Source organism: Methanolobus psychrotolerans (assembly GCF_002243045.1).
In the GTDB taxonomy this organism is placed as follows: Archaea; Halobacteriota; Methanosarcinia; order Methanosarcinales; family Methanosarcinaceae; genus Methanolobus; species Methanolobus psychrotolerans.
In genome coordinates, this window is the sequence record NZ_MBKP01000003.1 from 36,221 (window position 1) to 49,788 (window position 13,568).

Consider the following 13,568-nt stretch of genomic DNA (forward strand, 5'->3'; position numbering starts at 1 on the left):
ATTATGAAAAGATCAATGTATGGCAAATATGGAGGACAGTTCGTTCCCGAGGTATTGATGCCGGCACTTGCAGAACTTGAAGAAGCTTATGAACGTTATAAGAATGATCCGGAATTCCTTGCAGAACTTGATTACTATATGAAGGAATTTGCAGGCAGGGAAACACCACTGTATTTTGCAAAGAATTTGAGTAAAAAATATGGTATAAAGATATACCTTAAGAGAGAGGATCTTGTGCATGGTGGTGCCCATAAATTGAATAATACCCTTGGACAAGCACTTCTGGCAAAGTACATGGGAAAAGAGCGCATCATTGCAGAGACAGGTGCCGGACAACATGGTACTGCAACTGCTATGGCATCTGCCAATATGGGGTTTAGGTCAGAGGTGTACATGGGTGCAAAAGATGTCATCCGCCAGCACATGAATGTCTACAGGATGGAACTTATGGGCTGTAAGGTCCATGCCGTGAAATCTGGTTCAATGACCCTTAAGGATGCAATCAATGAGGCACTAAGGGACTGGGTCACTAATGTGGAGAACACACACTACCTCATCGGTTCTGTTGTTGGTCCACATCCCTATCCTATGATCGTACGTGATTTCCAAAGTGTTATCGGAAAAGAGGTCAAAGAACAGATCATGGAGAAAGAAGGACGTTATCCTGATTCCATTGTTGCCTGCGCAGGCGGAGGGAGCAATGCAATGGGCATATTCTATCCTTTTATTGAAGATAAAGAAGTCAGACTATTCCCTGTAGAAGCAGGTGGTAAGGGACTAAAAACAACAGAGAAAGAGGCATTGCATTCTGCTTCACTCTGTGTTGGCGAGGACGGAATACTTCAGGGAGCACATACACGTATACTTCAGGACAAGTATGGACAGATCCTTGAATCAAGCTCAGTCTCTGCTGGTCTTGATTATTCCGGCGTTGGACCTGAACTTGCCCACTTTGCAGATATTGGCAGGGTAAAACCGTGCAATGTGAGCGACGATGAAGCACTTGAGGCGTTCTATGAGCTTAGCCTGCTTGAAGGTATCATCCCTGCACTGGAATCATCCCATGCAATAGCCTATGTGATGAAGATGGCAAAAACTGGGGAACTTGGAGACCTTGTGGTCATCAATCTTTCAGGAAGGGGAGACAAAGATCTTGAGGCTGTGTTCAGATTGAAGGAAGAAGGAGAAAAAAAAGAGGCAACAGAAGGAAAGGAGGCTTGCCTGTGAGAATAGCAGATAAATTCGCTGAGCTGGAGAACAAGAGGGAGAAAGCCCTTATTGCTTATGTGTGTGCAGGTGACCCTTCAATAGAAGCTACAAAAGAGATAGTTCATGCACTGGTTAAAGGTGGCGCGGATATAATCGAGCTGGGACTCCCATTTTCCGATCCTGTTGCCGATGGCCCGACAATACAGGCTGCATCCACCAGAGCACTGGCAGCGGGTATGAACCCGGACCTATATTTTGAGATGGCTGCTTCTATTAAAGAAAACGTGCCCCTTGTCTGTATGACATATTACAACCTGATATATAAGAGGGGAATCGAAAAGTATGCTAAGGATTGTGCAGAGTCGGGAATCACCGGGATTATTGTACCTGACCTTCCGGCAGAGGAATCCGATGAGCTGCATGCTGCCTGTAGGAAAAATGGTGTTGACCTTATATTCCTCATTACTCCTGTAACTACAGAATCGAGGATAAAAAATACAATTGGCAGGACATCCGGTTTTGTCTACATTGTTTCAAGACTTGGAGTCACTGGAGAAAGAGTTGATGTAGCAGATTCCACAAAGAACATACTTGAGCGTATTCACACGGACGTTCCAAAGGCAGTTGGTTTTGGGATATCAAATAAACAGCAGGCTGCTGAAGTAATTAAAGCAGGGGCTGACGCAGTCATTGTTGGCTCTGCGTTTGTGAATATCATCGCTTCTGGGAGCGATGTTAACGAGAGGATAGAAAAACTTGCATCAAAGCTCAAGGAGAGTTGCAGGGAATAGACCATACTATAAAAGAAAATGAAAAAGAAAGGAATGGGAAGATCATTCTGCAAATATCTGATCTACAAACCATTTTGGATCGAATTTGCGCAGGTCATCATACCCCTGCCCCATTCCAAGGAATAATATCGGCTTACCTGTGATGTATGCAATTGAGATGGCTGCACCACCTTTTGCATCAGCATCTGTTTTTGTGAGAATGGAACCATGTATTGGGACAGCACCATTGAACTGGGCTGCCCGTTCCACTGCATCATTGCCTGCAACTGCCTCATCAACAAAGATAAGAAGATCAGGAGGACTTACACGACATACTTTTTTCAACTGCTCCATAAGGTTAATATTCGTATGCATCCTGCCTGCAGTATCTGATAGTACCACATCGACCCTGTTAGCCTTTGCATGCTGTATTGCGTCATAGATGACGGCAGCCGGATCGCCTTGCTCCTGGTGTTTGATGATCTTTACGCCAATCTTACCGGCATGTATGGCCAACTGATCTATAGCCCCTGCCCTGAACGTATCGCCTGCTGCAACTACCACAGACAAGCCCTGATCCTTGAAACGTTTTGCCAGCTTAGCAATAGACGTTGTTTTTCCTGTACCGTTTATACCGACAAAAACAATGTGTACTGGTTTTTTGGCATTTTTAACATATTCATCAAAATCAAAGACATTGGCACTCATCACATCATAAATAGCTTTTTTGAGTGCATCTTCAACGATATTACCAGTATTACTGCCAATGCGGCGTCTTGTGCCAACAAGCTGTTTCCTGACCGAGTCAACGATAGCTTCGGATACAGTAAGAGCTATATCGCTTTCAAGAAGAGCCATTTCAAGTTCCCATAAAGGTTCTTCAAGATCATCATCATCAAGAATGAATTCCCTTTCGAAAACAAGAGCCTTTGCTTTCTGGGCAAAACCAATCTTCTTGTTATTTTGGGTTTCATTGCTGACGGGTGTCTTTTCATGGACAGACTTTTCACTTTCAACGGTTGTCTGCACAGGAGAAACTGAAACAGACGGAGTTTGTAAAAAATCCGCAACTTCAACTGGCTCTTCAACTGGCTCTATAGCAACTGCTTTCTCATCGATCCGGGTTCCGATCTTTTCCTTGAAGCCACTAAGTTTTGCCTTAAGCTTATTGAACACTTGATCCAACTCGTAATTTTTTAAAAATAGAATAAAAGGTTCACTGGGAACCTACTTTCCCCTGAGCCTGCTGCTGCCTGGAGAGGAAAGATTCAATGGTCTGCATCTGCTGACCTAATTGAAGCAGGGTATTGTTCATATTCTCAAGAGCTGCTGCAAGCCTTCCCTTACGACGCTGCAAAATATCTTTTGCATCCGCAATGGGCGTTTCAACACTTACCCCTGCCCCGATATCAACAACTACCTTATCAGTGTGACTGATATTGGCATATACAAATGAACCGGAACCAATAGGGAACATCATTTCAGAACCCATTGAAACATTGTTGAGTTCTTCAATGATATTCAGGGCTCTGCTGCAATCCTCCACTGAGAGCTGGACCATGCCCATTTGCTGTTGCATCATTTCAGCACGTCTTTGGAATTCACGGTGCTGATTTAAAAGCACTCTTGGATCCTGTCCATTCATATCGGCCATGGATTATGCCTCGTTAATACTTTCAATCTTGACAAAGTTCCTTTTTAGACCATGCTTGCTGCCAAAGAGGGAGTACACTTTATCAAGTGCATTCTTCTCATTCTGACTCTCAAGGACCTTTGTAAACCTTTCCCATGCTACTCCGGCCTTAAATGTGCCTTTGACTTGAAATGTCTTCATTTAAATCACCTGCTATTATTACAAAAAACCCAGGGCATCTTCAATTCTTCCCAGTTCATGACCTGTTGTCTGCGAACCTGCAACGTAACCTCTGGAATTAGCGATCAGCCCGGAGCCAACCATTTGCGTACCATAATTTGTAGTACCCATAGCTACCGGAAGTCCAAAGAGCTCTTCAATAAACTCCAGTTCTGAACTTGTTGCACGTGGATTTACAAGCAGCCCTTTATTGGTTGCTACCCCGGCCATTCCCACAGTTTTGATACCACCGATCGTACCGCGCCTGACATCAACCTTCAGGGCTTTTTCTATTGTTTCGATGGATCTGTCACTAAGTTCCGGATGCACCAGCGCAGCTGAGTCATTGGCCAATACAACATTTCCCAATGCATTTAGTCTGCCCGGTAATTCAAAGATAGGAGTATCAATTTGCTCCTGTCCTCTTATGTGGGCATCCCTTGGAACAAGTATTGCATTGGAATTTCCACGACAAAGTGAACCCACTATGGTGCCTCCATTTACAAGGATTTCTACTACATCTACCTGTAGCAATTGACCTAGAGTATCCCGGGTCTTTTCCAGTGTGCCTAGCGGTACCAAAGCTATGTTTTCCGTACACGTTGCAAAAGCCCCTATTACGGGGCTTTCCTGAATAGTTATAGTTCTTATCATTATATACGATCTATGAACTGAAATGATGCCCGGGGACCGTTATGCGAGTTCTGCCTGAACTTCGCCATCCTCGAACTTTGCAGCCCTTACACGAATGGACAAAGGTGGCTTCTCTGAACCACGTTCCCATACTTTCTCATTTATGGTCTTGTCTATCTTGACCATATCAGGTTCAACCTTCATGTGTTTTGTAAGGTATTCCCGGATAACGCTTAAAGCCTTCTTGGATCTCTTCCAGCGAGGAGCTTCCTTCACTTCACGAAGAGGAATTGTGTATATCTGTTCTTTTACTATGCCTTCTGCCATTATCATCACCTACTTATTTCACATCGAGATTGCTTCTTCTCCAGTGCCTTCTCTTTGGATGGCTTACAACCTTGCGGCCGGTCTTTATGATAACCCAGGTAGGAACTCTCTGGTTCTGCCTGTGTGCTTTTGCCAACCGGGTCTTCTGTCCTTTAGTATTGTGACTCACTTGTCTCACCTATGCTATGATTGATATGTATTAAGGTATTGATTGAATTTTGAACTTATAACATAGATTATCGTATAAATCTTTAATCATGTTATCTTGTTCTGTCCTGCTTTCCTGCGTTCGATAACGTGCGATTGCACATGAAGGGGGAATATCTCTTTTATCTTCCCCGGACCATGACGCTGTCTTATCAGTTCCCGAAGTTCCGTCTCGTAATCCGCTTTAAGGATTTCCTCGCTCATGCCTTCCTCAATGAACAGGTGTTCCTTCACAAGTTCATTAACCGCAGCACGCCCGAACCCTTTAAGGGGACAAATATAATGAACTCCGAACCGATCTTCAATGCTCCTGATATCAGGTTGCCCCAGCACAGGAACACGATCATCACGGCGAATACCATCTGCAATGACTTTTACATTATTATCAGCCGCAAGATACTCAATTACACTCTTATGAATGAAATTGATGGCATTCTTTGGAAAACCATCCTGCAGGATCATGTCATACGCCTTTTCAAGGATCGATGTGTCGGGTTTGATAATCCGATGTGGAAAACCAAGCTTTTTTGCAGTTTCGGCAGCCACTTCCCCTATGGGAAGTAACGAGAAACCACACGTCACAAGTTCAACCTCAAAGAAAGGCTCCAGCAGTATTGCGGAAAGTGAACTGTCCTTTCCACCACTGAATAAGACAGATATCTGCATGGAGGGCACTCACATACGCTTTATGGTCGTTTCCCTCTTCTTAGGTTGCATCTGAACCAGAAGCTGTTTGAGTTTTTCATCGTCTATAATTGTTTGAAGCCTGCCACTTTGTGCAAGCATGATCAACTGAGACTCAAGCTGCTCCACCAGTTCCTTGCGGGACATTCGCAGAGTTGTCAGCCTTTCACGTGCTTCCGGAGTCAGGATCTGACGCATCAGAGCCTGCTTCTTTGCATCCATTTCGGCCTGTGCCTGCTCCTGCTGCATAGCTGCCTGCATGTCGCCGGCACCCATTTGCTGCTGAGCTGCCTGCTGTTGCATTTGAGCAAGCCTTCTTCGTCTTATTTCATCAAGGTCATCCGTCATTAAAGTCACCTATGCTTTACAGAAATGTAAGCAATGATTCCTTATAGGGTTACCGAATAGGAAATATGCAATCAGTACTTAGCAAGACCAGGAATACTTTCCACCAAGTCCTGTTTTACCTGATATGCAACATTGTCGAGCATGGACTGTCCCTGTGGAGATACCACACGACCGCTCTTGAGGGTACGTACAAAACCTGCCTCTTCAAGCTGCTGCAAAGCTGTTCTTGCAATTGAACCGCTACCCTTTGCCTTTACGCTGGGAGCGACTCCTCTGTTCTTCTTTCCACCATATACAGATCTCAGCCTCTCAACGCCAATGGGGCCCTGAGTATATACTGTCCTGAGTACTGCGGCACATCTTGTATACCACCATTCACTGTCGGTTGGTGGAAGCTCTTTGTGCACACCGGTCTTTACGTATGCTGCCCACTCAGGGGGAGTAACCTTTTCATTTTCTTTCAACTTTTCTGCTACCTTTGTGATAAACTGGGCTGCAGGAACGTCATATACAGTTGTCATAATATTCTCCTGAATTATAATATCTGTTAAGATACTCACCATCTGCCGGACTCAATGGCATCTGGTAATTAGTTCAGCTGGATTTGTGATGTTTAAACTATTGAGTAGTATATACGCTTTTCGGCCGTTCTTGTGTTTCTGCCTTATTTTTTAAACGTTTGCTCTCGTGCAGGCCCAACTGAGATATACTCTATAGGCACTCCCATCTTATTTTCAAGGTAAAGAACATAGTCCTTTGCTGCCTGTGGAAGATCATTGAATTCCTTTACACCTGTAAGGTCACTCTGCCACCCTGCAAGGTCTTCATATACAGGTTTACACCCCGCAAGTTCTGACGTATCCTCCGGAGGATATGCAACTGTCCTGCCACCCAGTTCATATGAAACACATACACGGATAGGATCAATATCGGACAAAACATCAAGTTTAGTAAGGGCAATGGATGTGTAACCATTTAGATAAATAGCTTTTTTAAGCAATGGAAGATCGAACCAGCCGCAACGTCTTGACCTGCCGGTAGTAGTACCAAATTCCCTTCCAACCTGCTGTATCTGCTGGCCAACCTCATCAATAAGCTCAGTTGGTAGCGGCCCTTCACCCACACGAGTAATGTAAGCCTTCACTATACCCAGTACACTATCAACTCTTGTCGGACCTACACCAATATTAGCACATGCAGAACCTGCAACAGTACTGGAAGATGTCACAAATTTCTGAGTTCCGTGTATTACGTCCAGATGCGTGCCCTGTGCCCCTTCTGCAAGGACGTTCTTGCCTTCATCAAGTGCCTTATTAACTTCATATGATACATCGGTTATGTAAGGTGCAAACCGTTCACCAAGTTTTAGATACTTATCAATGAGGTTTTTATCCATTACCATAGAAGGATCGCCACCAAGTTCCTTGATCGCTACTTCCTTTTGGGGCGCAAGTTCTGCAAGCCTCTGTAGGAATTTATCCCTATCTACAATATCAGACATGCGGACCTCATCTCTGGCAACCTTATCAATATAAGCAAAACCGATGCCACGCTTTGTGGTACCGATCTTTTCGGTCCTGAGGGATTCCCGCAAGCCATCAAGCTCGATATGATATGGCATTATAATACTTGTCTTGGCATCAACACCAAGTTTTCCCGGACCAAGTTCTATGCCACCCTCTGCAAGCATATCCATTTCCCTTGCCAGCACCTCAGGATTCATAACAGTACCAGGACCAATTAACACCCTTGAATCAAGAAGAAAACCCGAGGGAATGAGGTGGAGCTTGTATACATCCTCACCCACCTTGACCGTATGCCCTGCATTGTCCCCTCCCTGAAAACGGACAACAACATCATATTCCCCGGACATTAGGTCAACTATTTTCCCTTTGCCTTCATCGCCAAACTGCGCACCTGTGATGATCGTAAACATGGGTTCAGGATTATCCTATTCGCTTAATAAAGTTTTGATTGCACTTCAAATGTCTTCTTCAAACACCAGCATACGAGCACCTTCATCAAAAAAACCAGATGGCATTTCCATACGACATCTCAAAGCCTTAGTAACTCCCATATCAACCAGGGTATCTATAAGTTTATCAGCAATAGTGATATTTACATTGAATTCCGACTGAAGCATATAGATGGCATCCGGCCTTTTTATCGAATAGAAACAGGCACGTGACCTCTTATCAGAAGTACATGTAGTATAACTATCACATTTCAATACCCGGGAACTGTTCTTGAAATGAATGGCAAGGCCTTGCCAGGAATGTACATTATGCATGCCCTTAATACCATAAATATTGGATTTTGTTTTCTCATTAGACCCATTCATATTATGAAGTAAGTAGTAGTAATATAATTATTTTACCTATAATAGTGATGAGTTAACATTTGAAAACAAATTTAATTATATAACAACATTATTTAAAAAGGTTTTAATAACATTAAGTCTCTCTTACTATAGAGTGGAGATCAATGCTGACAAGCACAATAATAACCACAACAACCAGTACGATATCTTCAACTGCGGCAGGCATAGTGTCAATGACAACACAACCAGGACTGCCGGAATATGGTGTGCTGGCAGTCGTTGCACTGATCTTGTTGCTTTCGGCAAAAGAGATTCTTTCTGCTTCCGAGAAGTGGAATAAATCCCTGGATTGTTCGTTAAATATGACAATCTTGCCACTGTTGGTGTCGTTTGTAGCGATAGTGATCTTCAAGATATCAGAGATACTCTGATATCTTTTTCTTTTTTAGTATTACGTATAGACTCTGGTTAACGCAGTTGTTGCAACAAAAGCCAACATAAGAAAATTAAAGAAGATTCTTTGAAGACAAGAGTAAATCTAAACAAAAGCACCAGCACCCTTATCTTCAATTAATGTTACTTATACTGGTTTTTCCTGAATCCAATAAATATAGCACCCAGGCAGAAAACCCCAAGAACCGCACCCATTACACCAAGGTCAGGTAATTTGCTCTTAATTCCGGAAGTCTGGTTTTCCAATACATACCCTGATATATCGTTTGATTCTGCAGTGCTTCCAAGACTTTCAGAAGCACCATCTATCGTTGAAGCTTCAGCATCTTCCCCGACACCATCAGACTCCTCGTCACCAAGTGTATCTGCAGGGACGATATTCAATTCAGTTCCTGTATGACTGCTACTACTTTTACCCGAGGGAGAGGAGGAAGAGCTATCATCATTATCATCCATTGTCCCAAGAGATAACTGCCGGCTTTGTCCACCTATTTTTACGGAGAAATCACCTTCAGGCATGTTTTCTGTTGTGTAACTGTATGCAAAATTCCCGTCTGCATCAGCAGTAATGGTAGCTTTAGCATTAAAGGAGAGAGTTACTTCATCACCGGGAGCAATACCACTTAATTTGAGATCATAGGTACCACTCTTTATTTTGCTTGTGCCAAATGTAGCAATATTATTACTGACACTCGCAGGAACAGTTATTGGTACACCAAGGATATACACAGTAACATCAAGATTATTCACACCTACTGCCTTTAAACCGAAAGAGTCCGAACCTTCGGGAATCGTGACTTTTCCTATGTGGTACTCATAAACACCATCTGAAACAGCTTGTATTTTTGCAAACGAAACCGAAGCAGATATCTCTTCATTAGGTGATGCTTTTCCAGTAATGGTTACAGTGTCACCAGGAGACGGGTTTTCTGGTGAGATGGTCATTTCCGTCACCTCTGCAAGAGCAGCAGAGGTCATTGTCAGAATAACTATAATTGTCGCACAGAGTAATATCAGGCACGTTTTTATCTGGCCTGCGCAATGATTTGACAGACCATTTTTATGAATCATATAGAATGCATCTCCGTAATTGATCATATGAAAAGGACTTTTACCCCATTATAACCCCGGATAACATAGGACCATACATTTATTTAACGGTTCCTGTAAATTTTTTTATTACTATATTTATCCAGAAATCCCCGAAAATTCAGAGCAATTATAGATCCCCACATATCACGACAGAAGAGGAATTATACCGAAAAGGAAGACATTGACAAAACCATGAGTAAGAGTGACCAATGGAAGACTGTTTGTTCTCTGGAACATATAACCAATTACAAGACCCGCAAAAGAAGTAAAAAATATCTCATAGATAGTCCCATATCCAGAGTGCATTACACCAAAGAGGAGGCTTGCAAGTAATAACCCCTTAACATGACCAAATGAATCCGAAAGCCGCGTCTGGAGCAGAGATCTGAAAATCAGCTCCTCCAGAAAACCGACGAAGAATATCATAACTATTGATAGTTTCAGAATACTTACAAAAGACAGATCTGGTACCAGATTGCCGGCATTAATTGTGAGATACTCACCCTGTGCAATAATAAATCCAACTGCCACAGATAATGGAAGATATTTTTGCATATCACGGAAATGAATACCAAGTGTTCTTTTGGTTATATGCTGATGACGTATAATAAAATAGATAGGCACCAGTAGCGGAGTGTACACATATATATACAAATAAAGAGTCATATCAGAGAATACCGGCATTGACACGTTTAAAAGCCGCAGTATGGGGAGAAGGGAAAGTACCTGAAGTGACCTTGAAACATGTGACCCATCTATCCATATAGCAGAAACTGATAATGTAAGAAGCGTAATAACATGCATGACAATGCCAGCTCTGATGTTACCGGCATACATCAAGAGTTCTGCAAGAACTACCATAAGCATTGCAATTGCGATGATATAATTATCTGTAAGTCCAGGGACAACAGATGAACTGGTTGCCTTTACAGAGGACTGAGTGTCAATTAACCTTTCATGCTTCATCATTAAGCCTCTGTTACATTGATCCACAAGTGCAGATCCCGATAAGATCCGGCCATATTGCCATCCCTGTAGAGCAGGTATTGTAATTTCATGTCAGTACCTGTAACTGCGGGCACGAAAGAGATTGGTTTTTCCCAGGTAACGTTATGAGCTATGGCTATTTCTTGCAAACTCTGCGGAGTCTCCATGGTCTCATTATCCATCTTGATAACGATTGAATAGTTTACAACAGAATATTCGTGGTTCACTATGCCTACTATGACATCAACACTCTCACCTACAGCCAGTTGTGTCCTGTAGTTGTCTGCCATTCTTTCGGGACCCAGTATGTAGAACTCAGTGAATTTCTCCCCCTCTTTGGGAGTGACTACCACATACCCCAATGTCATCACAGAAGCCAGTATAGATAATACCAGGATTACCGTAAGTATTCGGTCAAGCCTTGATTCGGGTTTTGTGACTATTTCAGCCTTAGCAGACTCGTATATTTCTCTGAAAGGAACAGAAAATGCAGCCTCACCAAGTGCCTCCCTCCGATAGATAGCCACGACAGCCATTATTATAGTGAAATTCGTAAGGAATACGAGGATAGGTACAAGCCTGATGCCCCACGGCGTATAATTAAGTCCAAGCCCGATTAGCGGAACAACAGCTATGCTAAGCCCAAAACTCAAGGCAATACGTTCTATACCATCAAGATCATCCTTCCCGGGAAAAAGAGCTGCTATCAGAGCATAACCCGGCAGGAATAAAACCATTGGCAATCCAAGAACAGTGCGTATTGGGCTATCACTCAGAAAAGGAACCAGCACAAAAAAGTCTGTGAGCAGCACAAGGGCGATCAACAGTTTGATATCCACAGGGATTTGTTTTTTTTCTGGCATAGTTTTCCGTTCCAATTACAGTTTATATATTATTAAAACATTTCCGAAATGTTTCCGCGGAAATTGAAGTAGACAAAGATAATACATTCACCATTCCCTTGAAAAACGATACATTACAGAAAGGAGATAGTTATTTATTCTATTATTCCAGAACTTTATTGTAGGTATTTTAAAGAGATAAGATAGGAGTGAAATAAAATGCCAGCTATTGTTGATAAAAATGCGTGTACAGGATGTGAACAATGCGTCAATTCCTGCCCTGTTGAAGCAATATCGATGACTGATGAAGATGTTGCGGTTGTTGATCCGGACGCATGCGTGGACTGTGGTGATTGTGTAGATGTTTGCCCCGTTGAAGCAATTACACTGGAATAAGCTTTACAAGACTACTCAAGCTGCTGCACCAACAGCCTTTGAGAGTATCAGCTACAGGATACCAACCTTCAAGTAACCAGATCCACTCGCAGACTTTGGAGCATTCACGAAACACTGCGTCCTTTACTTCATGAGCTTTGTTTTTATAGGTGAGAACAGAGATTGACTCAACTCATAAGACACCTCAAAGACAAACGCACTTCAAACTTTGATACAAATTAAATGTTTTCATCAGTCTGAAGACAGGAGTATAAAATACCAATGAAAACCCTTTGCGAATAAAGAAACAGCTCAAAGTATCATTCCAAAAGCCGGCACTGTTGCAAGATATCCGTCATAAAGGATTATAGTATCCTCTACTGTTTTCTCAGTTACATGCTCCCGCTTTTCAAATTCTGCAAGAAGACTTGCTTTCAGAAAGAAGAGCTCTTTCACTTTATCAAGTTCAGACGTTGCTATGTCAGGTAATTGATTTCCATCTGCTTTTTGTTCGATGGCTTTACGATATACAACACCAATAAAATGGTCAGTTGATGCAATCAAACGAAGATATCGGGAAATAGCTTCAACTGCTTCAGATGAAAATGGTTTAACCGACAAATTGGAATAAACAATACTATCAATGTTCTCCGTTTCACCTGTTCTGTTTAGTAATATTCTCCTTACAAAGTCACCCTCCAGTTTAAAGACCTGCCAATCAAGGCCTTCCGTAAGATATGTGGGTAGGTCTATGAAATTCTCAGAAGATAATTCTGCCTCAAACTCAGCTCTGCTCACATCACTGATATCCCAGGGCTCAAACGTCATCTTGTCGACATACTCAAGCAACTTATTTTGCAGGATTTCAGGAGGAATATAATTAGCGATCCTTTCTGGCAGAGACGCATACATTTCCTTTGATTCACCAAGCATCTTGTTGATCTGGTCTGCAGGTATTTCTGCCATAGCTTCCTTCCCAAGGAGTATCATATCCGAACTTTCATCATCAGAGAATCCCCTGCAGGACATGCTAGGGTATAATTGCAACCTCCATCCAAAGAAGAACTTCACCGGAAATGTCCTGCACAGGAGTGCACGGATATCGTAAATACCGCACCTTTTGTTCTCTTTGAGGAAAATGCAGGCTCCCCTGTCATTATGTTGTTTGAATGTGTAAATGCCATCAAGACACGGATGTCCATCATCCCATTTCCTGAATGCTCCAGCGTCCTTTTCCAGTATCAATTGAAAGTTTTTCTCCCATTGCCTCACCTCCGCCGGGAATGAACAGCAAAATCCACATCCTTCAAGACAATTGAATTTAAGTCCCTTTAATGGTGTAAAATCTATATCGGTCATTGTTCCCATAGCTCCCTGAGTATCAATATCAAATATCAAATTCAGTTCTTTAGTTCCTGAAAATATCTCAAAATATCTGAATATCTGATGATCACGTCACCTTTAATTTT

The 13,568-nt window shown here is 42.5% G+C and carries 19 protein-coding genes; 3 read left to right on the plus strand and 16 right to left on the minus strand.

Annotated features, from left to right (window positions below; all coding sequences use genetic code 11):
• Nucleotides 1-3 precede the first annotated feature (3 nt).
• Both trpB and trpA read left to right on the plus strand, forming a co-directional pair.
• Nucleotides 4-1,227 (plus strand): tryptophan synthase subunit beta, encoded by a 1,224-nt coding sequence (trpB, locus tag BB781_RS00630; protein ID WP_094226566.1) that lies wholly within the window; start codon nt 4-6, stop codon nt 1,225-1,227.
• Complete coding sequence (gene trpA, locus BB781_RS00635) at nt 1,224-2,000, plus strand: tryptophan synthase subunit alpha (RefSeq protein WP_094226567.1); 777 nt, start codon at nt 1,224-1,226, stop codon at nt 1,998-2,000. Before trpB ends, trpA begins: the two co-directional genes overlap by 4 nt.
• 42 nt (nt 2,001-2,042) lie before the next feature.
• Here the strand turns inward: trpA and ftsY are convergent, their stop codons facing one another.
• The 15 genes from ftsY to BB781_RS00710 all read right to left on the minus strand — a co-directional run bounded on the left by ftsY (nt 2,043) and on the right by BB781_RS00710 (nt 11,745).
• The gene (ftsY, locus tag BB781_RS00640) at nt 2,043-3,155 is read right to left on the minus strand and encodes a signal recognition particle-docking protein FtsY (protein WP_094226568.1); all 1,113 of its coding nucleotides are present in this window, start codon (nt 3,153-3,155) and stop codon (nt 2,043-2,045) included.
• 40 nt (nt 3,156-3,195) lie between these two features.
• The gene (pfdA, locus tag BB781_RS00645; protein WP_094226569.1) at nt 3,196-3,633 is read right to left on the minus strand and encodes a prefoldin subunit alpha; all 438 of its coding nucleotides are present in this window, start codon (nt 3,631-3,633) and stop codon (nt 3,196-3,198) included.
• 3 nt (nt 3,634-3,636) lie between these two features.
• Nucleotides 3,637-3,813 (minus strand): 50S ribosomal protein L18Ae, encoded by a 177-nt coding sequence (gene rpl18a, locus BB781_RS00650; RefSeq protein WP_094226570.1) that lies wholly within the window; start codon nt 3,811-3,813, stop codon nt 3,637-3,639.
• An 18-nt stretch (nt 3,814-3,831) separates the two neighbouring features.
• Complete coding sequence (locus BB781_RS00655; RefSeq protein WP_094226571.1) at nt 3,832-4,485, minus strand: translation initiation factor IF-6; 654 nt, start codon at nt 4,483-4,485, stop codon at nt 3,832-3,834.
• 39 nt (nt 4,486-4,524) lie between these two features.
• The gene (locus BB781_RS00660; RefSeq protein ID WP_094226572.1) at nt 4,525-4,791 is read right to left on the minus strand and encodes a 50S ribosomal protein L31e; all 267 of its coding nucleotides are present in this window, start codon (nt 4,789-4,791) and stop codon (nt 4,525-4,527) included.
• Between the two features lie 13 nt (nt 4,792-4,804).
• Nucleotides 4,805-4,960 (minus strand): 50S ribosomal protein L39e, encoded by a 156-nt coding sequence (locus BB781_RS00665; RefSeq protein WP_094226573.1) that lies wholly within the window; start codon nt 4,958-4,960, stop codon nt 4,805-4,807.
• 86 nt (nt 4,961-5,046) lie between these two features.
• Nucleotides 5,047-5,664 (minus strand): DUF7411 family protein, encoded by a 618-nt coding sequence (locus BB781_RS00670; RefSeq protein ID WP_094226574.1) that lies wholly within the window; start codon nt 5,662-5,664, stop codon nt 5,047-5,049.
• Between the two features lie 9 nt (nt 5,665-5,673).
• Nucleotides 5,674-6,030 (minus strand): DNA-binding protein, encoded by a 357-nt coding sequence (locus BB781_RS00675; protein WP_094226575.1) that lies wholly within the window; start codon nt 6,028-6,030, stop codon nt 5,674-5,676.
• Nucleotides 6,031-6,101: 71 nt separating this feature from the next.
• Nucleotides 6,102-6,551 carry a 30S ribosomal protein S19e gene (locus BB781_RS00680; RefSeq protein ID WP_094226576.1) on the minus strand — a complete coding sequence of 150 codons (450 nt, stop codon included), beginning with the start codon at nt 6,549-6,551 and terminating at the stop codon, nt 6,102-6,104.
• Nucleotides 6,552-6,694: 143 nt separating this feature from the next.
• Nucleotides 6,695-7,966, minus strand: coding sequence for an adenylosuccinate synthase (locus BB781_RS00685; protein WP_094226577.1), 1,272 nt, complete (start codon nt 7,964-7,966; stop codon nt 6,695-6,697).
• A gap of 45 nt (nt 7,967-8,011) precedes the next feature.
• The gene (locus BB781_RS00690; protein ID WP_094226578.1) at nt 8,012-8,371 is read right to left on the minus strand and encodes a hypothetical protein; all 360 of its coding nucleotides are present in this window, start codon (nt 8,369-8,371) and stop codon (nt 8,012-8,014) included.
• Between the two features lie 112 nt (nt 8,372-8,483).
• Nucleotides 8,484-8,762, minus strand: coding sequence for a hypothetical protein (locus BB781_RS16400; protein WP_164997737.1), 279 nt, complete (start codon nt 8,760-8,762; stop codon nt 8,484-8,486).
• Nucleotides 8,763-8,926: 164 nt separating this feature from the next.
• Nucleotides 8,927-9,874, minus strand: coding sequence for a hypothetical protein (locus BB781_RS00700; protein WP_129582593.1), 948 nt, complete (start codon nt 9,872-9,874; stop codon nt 8,927-8,929).
• Nucleotides 9,875-10,039: 165 nt separating this feature from the next.
• A complete protein-coding gene (locus BB781_RS00705; RefSeq protein WP_094226581.1) occupies nt 10,040-10,861 on the minus strand; it encodes a CPBP family intramembrane glutamic endopeptidase in 822 nt (273 codons plus the stop codon).
• A gap of 2 nt (nt 10,862-10,863) precedes the next feature.
• Nucleotides 10,864-11,745, minus strand: coding sequence for a DUF1616 domain-containing protein (locus BB781_RS00710; RefSeq protein WP_094226582.1), 882 nt, complete (start codon nt 11,743-11,745; stop codon nt 10,864-10,866).
• A 198-nt stretch (nt 11,746-11,943) separates the two neighbouring features.
• Between BB781_RS00710 and BB781_RS00715 the strand changes: the two genes are divergently transcribed.
• Nucleotides 11,944-12,120, plus strand: coding sequence for an ATP-binding protein (locus BB781_RS00715; RefSeq protein ID WP_094226583.1), 177 nt, complete (start codon nt 11,944-11,946; stop codon nt 12,118-12,120).
• A gap of 291 nt (nt 12,121-12,411) precedes the next feature.
• Here BB781_RS00715 and BB781_RS00720 read toward each other — a convergent pair whose 3' ends face one another.
• Nucleotides 12,412-13,497, minus strand: a complete 1,086-nt coding sequence (locus BB781_RS00720) for a YkgJ family cysteine cluster protein (protein WP_094226584.1) — start codon at nt 13,495-13,497, stop codon at nt 12,412-12,414.
• Nucleotides 13,498-13,568 lie beyond the last annotated feature (71 nt).